This is a genomic window from Rhodanobacter sp. UC4437_H4 (genome assembly GCF_052978425.1).
This window is the reverse complement of the sequence record NZ_CM129673.1, coordinates 2,354,991-2,370,497: the sequence shown is the minus strand read 5'-3', so window position 1 is coordinate 2,370,497 and position 15,507 is coordinate 2,354,991. Positions and strand designations below refer to the sequence as shown.

Here is a 15,507-nt window from a genome sequence, read left to right as displayed (position 1 = left end):
AACGCCACCCGCGCACGCGCCCACTCCCGTCCCGGTTCTGCCGTTCACCGATCCAGCGGACTCAACACCCCATGCCCGCCACGATTGAGCACATGCGTGTAGATCTGCGTGGTTCTCACGTCCTTGTGGCCCAGCAACTCCTGCACCGTGCGGATATCGCTGCCTGATTCCAGCAGATGGGTGGCGAAGGAGTGGCGCAAGGTGTGCGCACTCACCGGCTTGGCAATGCCTGCCTCGCGACACGCCTTCTTCAAAGCCCGCGCCAGCAAGGCATCGTCGAAATGGTGTCGCCGTTCGCAGCCATCACGGGGGTCGCGCGAGCGGCGAGCCGCCGGGAACACATACTGCCAACCGAACTCGCGCGGCGCCGATGGATACTTGCGTGCCAACGCAAACGGTAGCCAAACCGCACCAAAACCCTCCTGAAGATCGGCCTGATGCAACTGGCGCGCCCGCTCCATTTCGCGGCGCAAGGGCTCGGCCAGCGACCTTGGCAGCATGGTGTGACGATCCTTGCCGCCCTTGCCATCGCGCACGGTAATTTCGCCGCGATCAAAGTCCACGTCCTTCACGCGCAGACGCAGCGCCTCCATCAAACGCAGCCCCGCCCCGTACAGCAGGCTTGCCAGCAGCCAAGGCCGCCCATCCAGACGCGCCAGCAGACGCGTCACCTCATCGCGCGAAAGCACGGCAGGAACCCGCGCAGGCCGTTTGGCCCGGGTCACCCCTTCAAGCCAGGGCAGCTGCACCTGCAGCACCTCGCGATACAGGAACAGCAGCGCCGAAAGTGCCTGGTTCTGGGTGCTTGCCGCCACCTGTCCCTGCACCGCCAACTGCGACAGGAACTGCTCCACCTCAGCCGGCCCCATGTCGCGAGGGTGTCGTTTGCCGTTGGCCAGAATAAAACGGCGAATCCAGCCCACGTAAACGTGCTCCGTACGCAGACTGTAGTGCTTTACCCGAAGCACTCTCCGTACTTCGTCCAGCAGCCGCGGCGGCTTGCCTGCGCCAGCATGCATATCGGCGTTTTCGGGGCGATAAGGCATACACACCTCATTTCGCGAGATATGCAAACCAGCATCCGCTTTTGCGGCGGGCCAAGGCAGCCGGGCAAACTCTTGATGGAACGTAGGACTTCCCCGCTTGACGGCGCCGCAGCGGGCGCGGAGCATGGCGTGCATATGCCCCGATCTGGGGTCTACTTAGCGTTAGACCCACATGTCAGACAATATCGTAGTTCAATCGGATACACGCACAGCACTTGAAGAAGTTGCTGAATCATTGGTTGATCGTACTGACTACTGGCCTTGGTATCCCGATCAACGTCCCATCAGAGTCGCCTCAACGCTGGCTCAGCTCCGACGCCAGCTGCTAAAAGCAAATGATCTTGTTGCGCGGCACGAACTTAGAAACGAACGACCAATCTTCTATTCTGAGACGCCTGACGACTGGAACTGGCTTACTTACATTGTTGACCTTGATGTCATTCCAATTTACGAGGACGGGATCACAGTCTCATCTAGGAAGCTAATTGCCACGCCCAAGGAAATACCATACTTAGTTCGTTTCATAACGGCCACAGGAACAAACAACGGGTTGGATGTTGAGAACCATAACTTCGGGTATCACTTCCACTTTGGAAACGTAAAGCGGAACAAGCTACACCGGACAAACCTGCTTCTGACATTCAAGCCAACAGATCCCCACGGCCCAAGCGTTCCTCTATATGCAGAGAAGCACGGGAACTACACACCCATTGATGTTGCCACCATAGGCAGCAATAAGCGGCGACCAATCTACGACGTGTGTCATACGGAGATGACAAAGAGGGGCATCGCGAACTTCAAGACGCCCGCAAATGGATCAAGTATTTTTTATCCATAAATGCGGGTCTAACAATTCATTCAAGCCGACGCCGCTTCGCGGCGCGGCTTAATTCAGGTGTTAGGCCTGCATGTGCAAATGAGCCTTATAGTCCCAGCAATTTTTTTGCTCGCTTTGGCGGTCATTCTGCCGTTGTATGCGATGTACTTCATTTCGCTTCATCGCTTCGGAAAGGAGTTCAGGCAATTTCATCCTGGCCTCTACGAGAAATTGCTCGCGACAGGTCGTCCTTCGCTGTCTCCTGTCAACGGTAACTATCGGGCCTTCCAAGCCATCCAGTCTGGCAAAGTTTCAGTTGAAGCATTGAACCCTCTTGTGCTTTCTTCGTACCGACTCGCACGCAAAAGACTGCTGCTTGGCCTTTCGTGCTTCATGGTGTTGTTGTTTTCCGGCCTTGCTATAAGCCTCAACAAATAGGCTGTAAGGTAGGGCCTAACCAGTCATTCGAGGCGGACGGCTGCGCCGCCGCTCAATTCCAGCGTTAGCCTTCATCAATCAGCTACAGGGGATCTGAAATGGCAGCATGGTTCACCGTTCTTAAGGCGTCGCTCCCGTACGTCACTCAAATTGTCACAACGGCAATCCCGGCGTTCACATCAAAGCCAGAGGCAAGCAAAATCGACCCTGTGGTCGCAAAGCAGATTGAGGAGCTGCAATCTGCCGCGACAAAGAACGCCGAGTCAACGCAGGGTTTGGCGGAGAGGCTGCAACAAACGATTCAAGGGATTGAGGCTGCTGCTACCAATCTTCAGAAACAAGTAGCGACGTTCAAGGTGCTTTTATTTTCCTCATTCGTTATCTCGTTGCTCGCGTTAGCCACTTCTGTGTGGGCGGTCACGCATTGAAGTATCGCGGGTGCTCATGTTCATCTAGGCACCCACCGCAATCGGCTAACAATTCGTTCAAGGCGGACGGCTACGCCGCCGCTTAACTCAAGCGTTAGACGTTCTTGGAAGCTACAGGGGATGCATAGTGAAAACCGCCATAGTCATCGCACTCGTCGCCGTTGTCCTTAGCGCATGCGCATCCAACTCTGGCGTCGTCCAGATGGGCAACGACACGTACTTCATCTCCAAGCAAGCAGCAACTGGTTTCACTGGCTTGGGCAGCTTGCGCGGCGACGCCATGCGTGACGCCTATTCGCAATGTAGCAAGACCGGCAAGTCTGTTGAGGTCACCAACACCGATCAATCAAGCCCGCCATACTTGTTGGGCAATTTCCCCAGGGTAGACATCACCTTCCGGTGCGTTACAAAGTAAGCAACGTGCGGGGCACGTCTAACATCTCGTTCAAGGCGGACGGCTTCGCCGCCGCTTAACTCCAGCGTTATACCAACAGGGGGAAGTTCGGTGAACCCGGCAACTATTGTTTCTGGAGCACTGCTGTCTCAGATATTAATGGTTGCCATCCTGTTCGTGGGTGGCGGCATTCTCAGCGGCGCATCAACGCGCAATGCGTGGTGGAAAGGCGAGCGCGTGTATCGCGCCGTGTGGTGGGAGCTTCTAGTACTCCTATTGGTCACTGCGGGTGCTTTGGTCTTCACCGCGACCATGTCATCCGTTTGGTCTCCTCTCTTCCATGGCACGTCATTCTCTGGACTCAGTGATGGGCGTGCCCTTCTCATTGTGTTCGTCTTGGACATCATCGTGGTAACCCGGCTTGTGTACAGCACCGGTGGCAGTGTGGGCAGTCCGTTTCAGCCGCTTTTCTTTTTCATTCCCACAATCGCCCTTCTCCTTCGCGAGTCTGTGCTTAGAGAATCGTCATCTACTGCCTACTAATATCCGTCGCATTCCTTGTCCTTCTGTATCAGTCGGCACCACCGCCATCGGAACGTCCGGGTCGCGTCAAGCAGGCGTACGGGTTCGTCACCGTTGCCTGCCTAGCGCTCACAATGCTGGTTGGGGTGCTCACCCGCACGTAAAGTTAAGCGTATAACTACTCGTTCAAGGCGGACGGCTTCGCCGCCGCTTAACTCAAGCGTTAGGCTGCTGCTATTGGAGGTTAAGGCAAATGGACAAGTCGGTACTCATCGCCCGTGCAAATGCTGTTCTGCCCCAAGACTTGTGGGCAAATGAAAAGACTCTTCGGTCACCGCACTGGCTTGCAGCTAGGCGGGTCGAGCAACGACTTATCGGTAGGCTCGTTGCGCCCGGAATACTTCTTGGCGGCGCTGCGGCCTGGGCATTGCATGGCGGCCTTTTACTCGGCGCGGGGGCGGGTGTTGCTGCAAGCCTCGTGGCTGGCTTCTTATGGGTTGCGTGGCGTCGTCGCTCAGCAGCAGCCTAACATCTCGTTCAAGGCGGACGGCTTCGCCGCCGCTTAACTCCAGCGTTAGATCGTCGGGGAGCGTATGCGCAAGCCAGACAAACGACCTCAATTTGCGAAGCAGGCAGTGTCAGGTGGCACGCACACGAACGACGGTAAATCTACACGCCGATGCCTCGTGTGCGGCAAGAAAAAACGTATGTTTCCGCACGAGCGCATGTGCCTCCAATGCAGAGTGTTGCCACCCGAAGAACGCAAGCAAATTCGAGCAGCTCACGGCGGCAAGCGCAGGAGAAGCATCTACACAATTTCCGGCGGTCTCCCTTCGCTAGGTAAGCGAAACTAGGCACGCAATCTAACATTTCATTCGAGGCGGACGGCTTCGCCGCCGCTCAATTCCAGCGTTAGTCGGTAGCTCGTGTGGGTTCTTCGTTGCATGTGTTTCGCCCAGCCTCGCGCTGGCTTGTCGTCCGTCGCCGCAGCAAGTTTTCGCGCGGCATCGTCCCAAGCCTGGGCATTCAGAGCTGGCAGCTTTGGGGTAGTCGGTTGCTCAAGCTGTGCGTTCGTCGTGGCAGTCGTTGTCGCCCGAGCATGCAGCGTCGCAACCGTCTAACATCTCGTCCAAGCGGACGCGCGAAAAGCCGCGCGCCGCTTAACTCAAGCGTTAGGCTGCTGCTATTGGAGGTTAAGGCAAATGGACAAGTCGGTACTCATCGCCCGTGCAAATGCTGTTCTGCCCCAAGACTTGTGGGCAAATGAAAAGACTCTTCGGTCACCGCACTGGCTTGCAGCTAGGCGGGTCGAGCAACGACTTATCGGTAGGCTCGTTGCGCCCGGAATACTTCTTGGCGGCGCTGCGGCCTGGGCATTGCATGGCGGCCTTTTACTCGGCGCGGGGGCGGGTGTTGCTGCAAGCCTCGTGGCTGGCTTCTTATGGGTTGCGTGGCGTCGTCGCTCAGCAGCAGCCTAACATCTCGTTCAAGGCGGACGGCTTCGCCGCCGCTTAACTCCAGCGTTAGGCCGCTCAAAACGGTATCGTCGTAATCGCTGCATTTCTTTCAATTGCAAAGGGGAGTTGCTCATGAAGGTCTTCGAATCTGCGTTGCTTTTAGTCGTGGGTACGGTGTTGCTTACGTTCAGCGCCATCTCGCTTGGACTTTTCCCGCGCCCACTCACGCTCAGCAATCCCACGCTATTCGTTGAGGCGCTCGCCATCGCCGGCTTGGTTCTTTTCGGTCTTGGTGTACGCGGTCTCTATCGCGTTCATCGCGTCATTTCCGGCAACAGCTCGTACGCTCCGTCCCGCAGCGCAGCGGCCTAACCCGTCGTCCAAGCGGACGCGCGAAAAAGCCGCGCGCCGCTTAACTCCAGCGTTAGGTGCCGCAGAAACAATTCCGCTAAATGCAAGGAAAGAGCATGAGTGTCACACGCGTACTGGATAAAACAAGCAGCTTGGGGTCACTCGTTGCTGCCATGTCCTGTGCCGGCTGCTTTCCAGCACTTGGCTCGCTTGGTGTCGCACTCGGTCTTGGTTTTCTAGGGCAATACGAGGGCTTCTTGTTCAGAAAGTTGCTCCCTGCTCTGGCATTGCTGGCGCTCATAGTGAACGCATGGGCATGGTATCGGCACCGGCGCTTCGCACGCGGCCTGCTCTCAGTTCTTGGACCGCTCGCCGTTCTATCAGCGTTGCTTCTCTTCTGGAGCTACGACTGGAGCATTTACCTGTTCTACGCGGGCATTGCCCTCATGCTCGTCATGTCGGTCCTGGATCTTTTGCGCCCCGCCCGAGCTGCCCAATGTCCGCCCCCAAACTAGAATCGATCATCACTTGCCCAGAGTGTGGTGCCAGTGCATGCGAAACCATGCCCACCAATGCGTGCCAGTGGTTTTATGAGTGCACAGCTTGCCATGCCGTGCTCAAGCCCCTGCCGGGTGATTGCTGCGTGTACTGTTCTTATGGCACCGTCAAGTGTCCGCCCATCCAGCAGGGGGGTTCCTGTTGCACCGGCGGCACCTAACATTGCGTTCAAGCCGAAATTGCATCGCTACGCCGTCAACATGGCAGAAAGAGCTTGCCATGTTGCCAGCTACGCGCTGCAATTCGGCTTAACTTAGGCGTTAGACCTCACAGCAGATGACGTTGCACATGGACTTCTATATGGCCAAAACATTCCAGAAGGCTTGTTCCATTTGTGGCAGGACCTATCCCGCGCAAGAGTTCAGCTACGGCAACAAAGACAATCGGTCGTATTGCAGAGCTTGTGACAAGGCTGAGAAATCGGCGTACTCAGCAGGTGGCACCGAGGCGGCGCGCCAGTTCCGCGAGCAACAGCGTGCCAAGTGGCAGAGTAAGGTCTAACATTTCATTCAAGCCGACACCGCTTCGCGGCGCGGCTTAATTCAGGCGTTAGCCACCAAGGGGGAGTTGCAATGAACTTGTTGAATAGAACTGTCTTCGCCGCAATCATCGCCGCAAGTGCCACCGCGCAAGCCTCAGGCCCGCAGCCGCCCAGCCACGCGCAACACAGCTACTCCTTTACCTGCCCATCTGGCGCTAGCGGTCAGGTTAGCTACGCTGAAGACTCCGGCCATGCGGGACATTCTGGTCTCACCATGTGGGTCAACGGTCAATACATTCAGTCACAACAGAGGGTGGTAGCGGCGCTGCAGGGCAAGAGCATCAGTCAAGCGCGTGGTGGCTGCGACGGTGAAAGGACCACTGTGCTTTTGGAAGTCTCCGACCAGAAAGCGCCCGTGGGCACAGGGAATAACTGGGTCACTGTCCTCGTGGACCGTACTGGCCATGTCACTTGGGTTGGTGTCTAACTATTCGTCCAAGCGGACGGCCCATTCGGGCCGCCGCTTAACTCAGGCGTTAGGCCGCACAGGGGAGTATTGCGATGTTCCTAGATTCTAAAGAATCCGTGCTCAGCCAGATCCGCGCACTCACGGACTCTCAACCTAAACACAAGCCTATACGCATTGCGGTTGCATTTTGGGGGAATGGTGCCCAAGCGGTTTTTCATCCATCGAGGCAATACGAGGTGATCTGCAACCTAACGACCGGCGGAACAAACCCAGCTGTAATCCGAGATCTACGTACCATGCCAAATGTCCGAATCCGTCATTTGACCCAACTTCACGCGAAAGTCATTCTGGCTGACAAGCGAGCGATTGTTGGCTCCGCAAATTTTTCGGCCAACGGCCTTGGGTTCGAAGGGTCAGAGGTCGAAGGATGGCTGGAGGCGGCGGCCGTGATTGACGGAGCGGATGTAGACCGCTGGTTTGACCACTATTGGAGGACCTCCGCCGAAATTTCGGACGGCGATCTAGCTTTCGCGGAATTGATGTGGACCAACCGCACGCGACCCAACTTTTCCGAGCCTTCGCTTGACCACCAGCCCCAGATCCCTGAACCCGTTCCAGTGCTTCTGGAAGCAGATCTCTTCAAACCGCAAATTACCGGGGGCAATAAAATTCGCATGGCGGCTAGGGCAATTGAGCTGATCTATTTTGGAGAGATCGAGGCTGAGACGAAACGGAGTGTCTGGAATCCTGCATATGCAGCGAGTTTGGTGTGGACAACCGCTGGCAATAGCATTCGCACACGGATCGAGCACTGCGAATACTTTAAGACTCCTTCAGATGTCTTGGCGCGGGCAAAGCACGCGAAAACGATCGAGAAAGTTCACCGTTTCGTACAAGTCCTCTCTAGCCACACAGATGTCCCGCCCGCTGTTCGCTACTGGGCCGGCCAGTACATTCAGAGTATGGCCTAACAGTTCGTCCAAGCGGACGGCTTCGCCGCCGCTTAACTCCAGCGTTAGAACTCATGCCGACCAACACTGCAAGCACATGCTCAATAGTTGGCAAAACCTCGCGCCTAAGCCTTGCGTTCTTCGGTGAACCCCAAGTGTGCGCGAGCTGCGGGCATCCCATGGAGTTCGCTCGTACGTGGCAACGCGTTGCTTTGGCCGCGCAGATCATTCTGTCTTTCGCAGCCATTGTTTTGCTCGTCCGGGGAAGCAGCGTATTTACAAGTCTCAGCTGCATTGCAGCAGCTGTTGCCTTTCAGGTTGGCTTGTGGGTACTTGCTCCCATCCAGCATCAGTCGCCAACGTCGGTGAGGGCGCGAAATAGCTTCTATCTCGTCTGCACCATCGCACTCTTAGCATTCGCGGCATGGATGTTGTCGCACAATGTGTTCTAACCACTCGTTCGAGGCGGACGGCTACGCCGCCGCTCAACTCAAGCGTTAGGCGGCATTCCAGCCATACAGGGGGTTTCATGTCCAAGAAAGAAAGCTACGACCTCACTACTGCGGAGGGTGCTAAGAATGCTGCTGTGCTACTGGCAAAGCACTATCCATTTTTCGCACTAGGCGGCCCCATTGGGCTGCTCGCAAAGATCGCTTATGACAGAGTCTTTGAGTCCTCTGAGGACGTGGTTGCCGCACAGGCAAAAGCAGCCGCAGACATCATTCGAGCCGGCGCAGAGAACAACGCATCTGAAATTGACATCACACTGAGTCAAGAAGCTGGCGCACATTTCAAGGCTGACTTTGAGGGCAATCCAGTTAAATTCACGCTCGGCAAATCGGGCACCGTAAAGATGACGGTTAAGTACAAAGATGCCGCCTAACAATTCATTCAAGCCGAACCCGCTTCGCGGGTCGGCTTAATTCAGGTGTTAGGTGCCCACGGTGAAATTCCGCACTTTGACAAAGGTTCTCACCTTCCTTGTAGGCGCATGCATCGCCTTACTCGGGGTAGCTTGGGTCTTCATAGCGGCATCGGGCGCGGTCAAAACCGATCAAGTCGCAGGTTATGTTGCTGGTGTTGGGTTTTTGCTGATAGCAGCGCCACTTCTGGCATTTCCCTTCTCTTCTCGCGTCGCCAAGTCCTTGCTTGTTCTTGCCATGTTCGTTCTCGCGTTCGGCATGCTTTGGCTCGCATTCCAGTCCAACTCGTCTGCCAGTCATCCAGCGCTTGTCCAGGTGGCTGCTATCGCATTTGCTGTAATGTTGCTCGCACGTGTTGTTCTGGTTCTGCGCCGTAAACGTTCTGCGTTGGGCACCTAACCAGTCGTTCAAGGCGGACGGCTTCGCCGCCGCTTAACTCCAGCGTTAGACGTTCAAGAGCACGACCATCTTGATTCCGACAATCCTATTCAAAACCAAGCGTGTCGCTCTTTGGCTTTGGCTTGGTGCCGCTATTTGCATAGCATCGTCGGCGTGGGCAAATCACATGGGCTGGGGCACCGTCGCAAACATTCTCTCCGGTGGCATATGGCTTTTTGCCCTGTCTTTTGGTGCTTGCGTCGTTCTCACCATCGTTGTCATATGTATGCTGCTCTTCAGGTTCCTCATCGGTCGTCGCCGCAACGTCTAACAATTCGTTCAAGACGGACGGCTTCGCCGCCGCTTAACTCCAGCGTTAGTCGGTAGCTCGTGTGGGTTCTTCGTTGCATGTGTTTCGCCCAGCCTCGCGCTGGCTTGTCGTCCGTCGCCGCAGCAAGTTTTCGCGCGGCATCGTCCCAAGCCTGGGCATTCAGAGCTGGCAGCTTTGGGGTAGTCGGTTGCTCAAGCTGTGCGTTCGTCGTGGCAGTCGTTGTCGCCCGAGCATGCAGCGTCGCAACCGTCTAACATCTCGTCCAAGCGGACGCGCGAAAAGCCGCGCGCCGCTTAACTCAAGCGTTAGTCGGTAGCTCGTGTTGGTTCTTCGAGTGGTGTGTTTCGCCCAGCTTCGCGCTGGCTTGTCGTCCGTCGGCGCAGCAGCATTTCGCGCGGCGTCGCGGCAAGTCCTCAGCTTTCAGAGCTGGTAGTTTGTGGGGGTCGGTTGCTCATCGTTCTTCGCTTGTCCTGGCCCGCGGCCTCGCCCAAGCGCACCTCGTCGCAACCGTCTAACTTCTCATTCAAGCGGACGGCTACGCCGCCGCTTAATTCAAGCGTTAGACGGCACAACAAACGGAGGGTCGCTCGTATGGATTATCAGGCGCTGTGGATCATTGCAATCATCGGTACTGGAACGCTTGTTGGTGTCTTCTGGCGAATGAAAGGTGGTTTTGGGCCATTAAACTTAAGGGCGGTCGGTCTTGTCCTAATAGCGGTTATAGCGGCACTTTTAGCTGTCGCAAAAACGGACAACTTGAACGCGGCCATGGGTATTCTTGCTGCAATAGCAGGCTACCTTTTCGGTGCGAACGATAGATCGAATAAAAAAGAGTCGAGCGATTCTCACCTTGATGCTTCGGCGGCTACATTTGGGGACAATGCGCGTCTAGCGGGCCGTGACTTAAATGAAACGGTAAACAACATCAACGCACGTGTTCACGAACTAGGCGAGCTTCTGTCGCGCGAAGGAGCCAAGATTGATCGGCTTGTTGCATCCGAGGATGCTACACAATCTCGTTCGATGCAGTACTTGGTTAACACCATTTATGAACGTGGACTAGGCGAGGCAGGAAAAGCCATCGGTGATGTGGTAACGCACTGGGAGTCCGACGGCTGGAAGCTCATGGGTATTTCGTCGGACTACCAAGGTATGGACGGCATTTTTGTTCTGTTTCAGCGCCCGAGTGAACAAGGTGAACCACTGATGCATCTATATCACGGATCAAGCAGGCGAAATCCCTAGGGTGTCGTCTAACATCTCGTTCAAGGCGGACGGCTACGCCGCCGCTTAACTCAAGCGTTAGAGCGACCAGAGAGCATGTTGGCAATCACAACTATCACAATAGCCGTCTTGGCAGCTCTTCTTGCAACTTGGCGTTATGCGGTTAAAGCGGAGCCTCTGTCAGCATCGGTAGGCCGCTTGCGTTTTGTAGCATGCATCTTTGTTTTCGGTCCCTTGGCGCTCTACTCTTTCTATTTGCTGTACAACGCTGATCTGACGGGTACGTTTGCTTGTAGCTCAGCGCGCTGTGGTAGTAGCGATGCGCATCTGGCCACCGGGCCATTGCGTTACTGGTTGCTCTATTGCATGTACTGGTTTTTGGGTTTTGTCAGCACGTTTTTAGGTACTAGTGCAGCTGTGGTCGCCGTTAAGCGCAGCGCCAAGTCGCTCTAACAAATCGTTCAAGGCGGACGGCTGCGCCGCCGCTTAACTCCAGCGTTAGATCGTCGGGGAGCGTATGCGCAAGCCAGACAAACGACCTCAATTTGCGAAGCAGGCAGTGTCAGGTGGCACGCACACGAACGACGGTAAATCTACACGCCGATGCCTCGTGTGCGGCAAGAAAAAACGTATGTTTCCGCACGAGCGCATGTGCCTCCAATGCAGAGTGTTGCCACCCGAAGAACGCAAGCAAATTCGAGCAGCTCACGGCGGCAAGCGCAGGAGAAGCATCTACACAATTTCCGGCGGTCTCCCTTCGCTAGGTAAGCGAAACTAGGCACGCAATCTAACATTTCATTCGAGGCGGACGGCTTCGCCGCCGCTCAATTCCAGCGTTAGGCAACATGAGCAAGATTGCGGCGGGTCAATTTGCCGAGATGAGCGCCCCATTGCTTCGACTAACCGAAGCAAAGTACCTGTTTGAGCAATTCAAGTCCGCCCGTAACGCCGAGCCGAACCATGGCCTATTTCTGCTTACGGTCTACTTCGACTCTTTGTTGTTCTGCCTCATCTCAGTTGAAGAGATGGTGGATGAGAAAACTCGCAAAACCTTGCGCGGCCTCAACTCTTTCCTCTTCTTCAAGGCGCTCCGCAACATCACAACGCATCACAGCGTACTTTCGGGGGTGAAAGGAAAGTTCGCCAGGCCAATCTCACGCATCGTCTCTGTCGGAGTTGGCTGCAGGCCCGAGTTCTCTGAGCAGTTCTTCCTGATTCCTGAGAGGCTTAGGGAGATATTTGACAGCGTACTGGCGGAGCGTCCCGGCGAGCGACACACCTTGCAAGGTGCGCGCGACTACTTGGATCAACTAGAGGCAACGGGCACGCAAATAATGCTCGTAGAGACAGTACAAGCAGCGATCTCTGAGATTGAGGTGCATGTTGCCTAACAATGCGTTCAAGCCGAAACCGCTTCGTTACGGCAAAGGCATGGCAGGAAAAGCTTGCCATGCCTTTGCCTCCACTACGCGGTTCGGCTTAACTTAGGCGTTATGCCCCAATGAAAAGGTTACGCGGATGATTGCATTTCTTGGGTGGGGGTCTCTCGTTTGGGATCCAGGCGCCCTTCCCATCCATCGTCAATGGCACACCGATGGCCCATTTGTCCGTGCCGAGTTTCTTCGGCAGTCCAACAATGGGCGTCTTACCCTCGTCCTGGCGCAAGACGTAGAGCCAGTCCGTTCACTTTGGGCTACGTTTACTGGCTCTGACCTTGCTCAAGCACGCGAAGAATTGTGCAAGCGCGAAGGCATTCCTTCTAAAAATATAGAAGCATCTATTGGGTCATGGTCGCTAGGCGATGCAAATCCATCCCACGTTCTAGACCTTGAGCCTTGGGCAGCGGCGAGAGGTATCAAGTCCGTGGTTTGGACCGCACTACCGCCAAAATTCGCGGGCACAAGTAACACTGCCCCAACCATCGAGCAGGCCGTTTCATACCTTGCAGGGCTTACCGGGCCAGCTCGCGATCTCGCGGAGCAGTACATTCGTCGTACACCGTCTCAAGTAGACACTGCGTACCGTCGCCGCATTGAGGCAGCATTGGGGTGGTCACATGCTTAGCATCATCGTGTTGGGGCATAACATTTCGCTGCAGCCGACCGCCATCCCGCTACGCGGGCTGTCGGCGGCTGAGCTCAAGCGTTAGGCCGCAGAGGGGGCTGCAACGATGACTGAAATGCAAATGTGGGGAGTTATCGGCGGGCTGGTAGCCGCGGTGTGCGTTCTGGTGGGTGCACTGTCGAGACTTGAAGGTAAGCTCGCCCGTATCCAGCAGCAAAGTGATCGTCAGTTAGACATGCTTATTGCGCTGCTCCAGAGGAACGGCATTGATCCAGTTAGCCTCAATGTGCACTACTAAATCCGCCGCGCGGCCGCCTAACAGTTCGTTCAAGGCGGACGGCTTCGCCGCCGCTTAACTCTAGCGTTAGGGCCCATGACAGATTCACCGGGACACGGAACATTGGCAGTAGGCGGAGACTTCGCCAACGTCTTGGACGGCGAAGACTACTTGGCCATGCTCAACTCTCGAGACGAAGCAGCGGTAGTGCTCAAGGCTCACCTGATCCTTGAAGAGTTTCTCAATATCTGGGCGTCTAGGCTGACCGGCACTGAAGACTTGTTCGCCGGCGGATTCGTGAGCTTCAAGACCAAGCTGAGTATCGCCCGCAACTTGGGGCTCGCTCACGACCTGTACAAGGCTCTGGACAAGTACAACGACATCCGAAACAAGTATTCACACCGCAGGAAGTACCAAGCGGATGGCCAACTTGTCAGCTCCCTAGCCGGCGTAGTGGACGCTGCTGTCCCAAATCTGAAAATGGTCAGCTGCACGACTTTTAAGATTGAAAGCTCAGGCCTTGATCAGAACGGTGTACGAGATCAGATGAACTACGCCTGGCCGGAGTGTGATAACGGCAAGAAGTTCCTTATCATCCTTATCGTGCTCGTGTTGAAGCTTACCCACTGGATGCAGGTGTCTTTCCAAGAGCGCGGAATCAGTTACACGCTAATCACATCTCTACCCACGCATGATCGCGGTGGGCCCTAACAATGCGTTCAAGCCGAAGCCGCTTCGTTACGCAAAGCACATGGCAGGTACAGCTTGCCATGTGCTTCGCTCCACTACGCGTCTCGGCTTAACTTAGGCGTTAGGCCGTCAACAAACACCACAGGGGGGCGTGAATATGTTCAGGGCAATGGTTGCATCACTCGTGCTAGCCGCAACTTCTTTTGGTGCATACGCACAAAGTAGCTGCTACACAGACACTTATGGCAACACCACCTGCCGCGACAGTTCTGGTAACACAGTCCGCGGTTACACCGACACTTACGGCAATAGCACCTATCACGACAATAACGGCAATACAATTCGCGGCTACTCCGACAACTACGGCAATAGCACCTACCGCGACAACAGCGGAAATACTATCCGCGGCTATTCAGACGCCTACGGCAATAGCACCTATCGTGACAACAATGGCAATACGGTCCGCGGCTACACTGATGCCTACGGCAACAGCACTTATCGCGACAACAATGGCAATACTACTCGGTGCTACACAGACACTTACGGCAACACGACCTGCCACTGAGCCGGCCTAACCCATCATTCAAGCGGACGCGCGAAAAACCGCTCGCCGCTTAACTCAAGCGTTAGCAGGAAGAAAGAATGGACGGTCTCACCTTTACCGTTGGAATAGTGAAGGCACTGGCGTGGCCGGTTGCGATCGTCGTCATTGCACTGATATTTCGCAAGCAGTTAATTGGGCTGTTGGCTACGATCAAGCGTGGCAAGTTTGGCCCTGCGGAGGTCGAGTTTGAGCGGGGGGTGAGAGCAATCGAAGCGTCTGCCCCGGAGCTTCCTAGGGTTTCAACGTCGTCCGCGGCAGTCGAGCGCGCCACAATCAGTCCACGGCTTGCTGTCCTTGAGGCTTGGCTGCGGCTCGAAGATCAGGTCATAGACGTAGCGATGCGTCGTGGGCTTACTCAACCAACCGCGCATCGGTATGCTCGTGGTGCGTTTAAGGGGCTCAAACAGTCTGGCCTGCTCAAACCGGAGCACCTCCAGCTCCTGGAAGAGCTGGAGAATCTTCGCAATTGGGCAGTGCACTACCCCGAGTTTTCGCCAGATCCATCAGCAGTCGTGTCATACATCCAGTCGGCTGCAGCGCTGGGTGCGGAGCTTGAGGCGCTGGCACAGTGAGGCATATCTTCCTGCTAACAACTCAATCCAGCGGACGCAAACCCGCTGCGCGGGTTCGCGCCGCTGATTTCGGGCGTTAGGTGTCAAGACAAACATGGTCGAGTGTCCCTACTGTCACAAGCAAGCTATGTCCCAGCTCCGGAAGTCGTGTTTGGGACCCATCCTTACGGCTTCTTGCCGGTCTTGCCACAAGCCAGTCTCTGTACATCCGGCAGCCATGCTTGCTGTAACCCCGTTTCTGTTTAGCATCGTCCTTGCAGGGCTCGTCGTGTCTCAGGGCTGGTGGCTTACCGCCACTTCATTATTTGTCGGTGCTGCATGCATGTTCGCAATTCATGCGTTTCTCGTCCCACTGGTGCCGCGCGGCACCTAACCAGTCATTCAAGCGGACGGCTTCGCCGCCGCTTAATTCCAGCGTTAGGCCTCATGCCATATTTCCGTGTGCGTGTCGAAGGTAAGGACATTTCCGTCCCAATGGACGACACGATTGCAGTCGGGTTCTTCACAACTCGCGCAGTACGCGCGCAGTCGCC

General features: G+C 55.7%; 19 protein-coding genes. 18 read left to right on the top strand and 1 reads right to left on the bottom strand.

Annotation, left to right across the window (positions count from 1 at the left end):
• Window positions 1-44: 44 nt before the first annotated feature.
• On the bottom strand, window positions 45-1,046 hold the full coding sequence (locus tag ACVCL3_RS10850) for an integron integrase (RefSeq protein WP_447097646.1): 1,002 nt from the start codon (window positions 1,044-1,046) through the stop codon (window positions 45-47).
• A gap of 172 nt (window positions 1,047-1,218) precedes the next feature.
• On the opposite strand from ACVCL3_RS10850, the gene ACVCL3_RS10845 reads away from it, so the two are divergent.
• The 18 genes from ACVCL3_RS10845 to ACVCL3_RS10760 all read left to right on the top strand — a co-directional run bounded on the left by ACVCL3_RS10845 (window position 1,219) and on the right by ACVCL3_RS10760 (window position 14,974).
• Window positions 1,219-1,884, top strand: coding sequence for a hypothetical protein (locus ACVCL3_RS10845; RefSeq protein ID WP_447101282.1), 666 nt, complete (start codon window positions 1,219-1,221; stop codon window positions 1,882-1,884).
• Between the two features lie 78 nt (window positions 1,885-1,962).
• Window positions 1,963-2,301: a hypothetical protein gene (locus ACVCL3_RS10840; RefSeq protein ID WP_447099257.1), complete on the top strand. Its 339-nt coding sequence runs from the start codon at window positions 1,963-1,965 to the stop codon at window positions 2,299-2,301.
• A gap of 98 nt (window positions 2,302-2,399) precedes the next feature.
• A complete protein-coding gene (locus tag ACVCL3_RS10835; RefSeq protein ID WP_447101281.1) occupies window positions 2,400-2,729 on the top strand; it encodes a hypothetical protein in 330 nt (109 codons plus the stop codon).
• Between the two features lie 127 nt (window positions 2,730-2,856).
• The gene (locus ACVCL3_RS10830) at window positions 2,857-3,144 is read left to right on the top strand and encodes a hypothetical protein (RefSeq protein WP_202946749.1); all 288 of its coding nucleotides are present in this window, start codon (window positions 2,857-2,859) and stop codon (window positions 3,142-3,144) included.
• A 90-nt stretch (window positions 3,145-3,234) separates the two neighbouring features.
• The gene (locus ACVCL3_RS10825; RefSeq protein WP_447101280.1) at window positions 3,235-3,666 is read left to right on the top strand and encodes a hypothetical protein; all 432 of its coding nucleotides are present in this window, start codon (window positions 3,235-3,237) and stop codon (window positions 3,664-3,666) included.
• A gap of 1,568 nt (window positions 3,667-5,234) precedes the next feature.
• The gene (locus ACVCL3_RS10820) at window positions 5,235-5,474 is read left to right on the top strand and encodes a hypothetical protein (protein WP_447101279.1); all 240 of its coding nucleotides are present in this window, start codon (window positions 5,235-5,237) and stop codon (window positions 5,472-5,474) included.
• A gap of 95 nt (window positions 5,475-5,569) precedes the next feature.
• On the top strand, window positions 5,570-5,968 hold the full coding sequence (gene merC / locus ACVCL3_RS10815) for an organomercurial transporter MerC (RefSeq protein ID WP_332618362.1): 399 nt from the start codon (window positions 5,570-5,572) through the stop codon (window positions 5,966-5,968).
• Entirely contained in the window at window positions 5,950-6,171 is a 222-nt protein-coding gene (locus tag ACVCL3_RS10810) for a GDCCVxC domain-containing (seleno)protein (RefSeq protein WP_447101278.1), read from the top strand. Before merC ends, ACVCL3_RS10810 begins: the two co-directional genes overlap by 19 nt.
• An 882-nt stretch (window positions 6,172-7,053) precedes the next feature.
• A complete protein-coding gene (locus tag ACVCL3_RS10805) occupies window positions 7,054-7,932 on the top strand; it encodes a phospholipase D family protein (protein WP_447107226.1) in 879 nt (292 codons plus the stop codon).
• 508 nt (window positions 7,933-8,440) lie between these two features.
• Complete coding sequence (locus tag ACVCL3_RS10800) at window positions 8,441-8,794, top strand: hypothetical protein (protein WP_447101276.1); 354 nt, start codon at window positions 8,441-8,443, stop codon at window positions 8,792-8,794.
• Window positions 8,795-8,855: 61 nt separating this feature from the next.
• A complete protein-coding gene (locus ACVCL3_RS10795) occupies window positions 8,856-9,233 on the top strand; it encodes a hypothetical protein (protein WP_447101275.1) in 378 nt (125 codons plus the stop codon).
• A gap of 901 nt (window positions 9,234-10,134) precedes the next feature.
• Window positions 10,135-10,788, top strand: coding sequence for a hypothetical protein (locus ACVCL3_RS10790; protein ID WP_447101274.1), 654 nt, complete (start codon window positions 10,135-10,137; stop codon window positions 10,786-10,788).
• A 75-nt stretch (window positions 10,789-10,863) separates the two neighbouring features.
• On the top strand, window positions 10,864-11,220 hold the full coding sequence (locus tag ACVCL3_RS10785; RefSeq protein ID WP_447101273.1) for a hypothetical protein: 357 nt from the start codon (window positions 10,864-10,866) through the stop codon (window positions 11,218-11,220).
• A gap of 392 nt (window positions 11,221-11,612) precedes the next feature.
• Window positions 11,613-12,158 (top strand): hypothetical protein, encoded by a 546-nt coding sequence (locus ACVCL3_RS10780; RefSeq protein ID WP_447101272.1) that lies wholly within the window; start codon window positions 11,613-11,615, stop codon window positions 12,156-12,158.
• Between the two features lie 779 nt (window positions 12,159-12,937).
• Window positions 12,938-13,129 carry a hypothetical protein gene (locus tag ACVCL3_RS10775; protein WP_447101271.1) on the top strand — a complete coding sequence of 64 codons (192 nt, stop codon included), beginning with the start codon at window positions 12,938-12,940 and terminating at the stop codon, window positions 13,127-13,129.
• A 75-nt stretch (window positions 13,130-13,204) separates the two neighbouring features.
• On the top strand, window positions 13,205-13,819 hold the full coding sequence (locus ACVCL3_RS10770; protein ID WP_447101270.1) for a hypothetical protein: 615 nt from the start codon (window positions 13,205-13,207) through the stop codon (window positions 13,817-13,819).
• Between the two features lie 130 nt (window positions 13,820-13,949).
• Complete coding sequence (locus ACVCL3_RS10765; RefSeq protein ID WP_447101269.1) at window positions 13,950-14,363, top strand: hypothetical protein; 414 nt, start codon at window positions 13,950-13,952, stop codon at window positions 14,361-14,363.
• A gap of 77 nt (window positions 14,364-14,440) precedes the next feature.
• Window positions 14,441-14,974, top strand: a complete 534-nt coding sequence (locus tag ACVCL3_RS10760; protein WP_447101268.1) for a hypothetical protein — start codon at window positions 14,441-14,443, stop codon at window positions 14,972-14,974.
• Window positions 14,975-15,507 lie beyond the last annotated feature (533 nt).